This window comes from Pseudomonas sp. SB113, assembly GCF_040754745.1.
Taxonomy (GTDB): domain Bacteria; phylum Pseudomonadota; class Gammaproteobacteria; order Pseudomonadales; family Pseudomonadaceae; genus Aquipseudomonas; species Aquipseudomonas grimontii.
In genome coordinates, this window is sequence record NZ_JBFMHW010000205.1 from 1 (window position 1) to 431 (window position 431).

1 protein-coding gene is annotated in these 431 nt (G+C 61.9%); it reads right to left on the minus strand.

Features of this window, described 5'->3' with window-relative positions:
• A partial coding sequence (locus AB1462_RS32180) for a S49 family peptidase (protein WP_367249164.1) occupies positions 1–431 on the minus strand: 431 nt, incomplete at both ends.

Consider the following 431-nt stretch of genomic DNA (forward strand, 5'->3'; position numbering starts at 1 on the left):
GTTCGCCAGCGCCAGACGCCCGGTAAAGATCGAGCCGTCCGCAAGGGCGAGCACTTCGGCGCGCGACATGCCGCGGCGATCCACGATCAGACCGACGAACCACTCATAGCTGTCCATGATCAGAGAGCGGATCATGGCGCGTTCTTCGTCGGTCGTCGGGTTGAAGGGCGACGGTTCGGCCTTGAGCGGCGAGGATTTGATTTCATCCAGCGTGATGCCGACCTTTTCCATCAGGCCGGTGAAGTTGGGAAACTGCACCAGAACGCCGATCGAACCGACGATGGAGGACTGCCGCGCGACGATATGGTCGGTGGCGCTGGCGATCATGTAGCCTGCCGATGCGGCAAGCGTGCCAACTTGTGCGACGACCGGCTTTTCGCCTGCCAGTTCGCGAACGGCATCGAAGATCGCTTCGCCACCGGCAGTTGTTC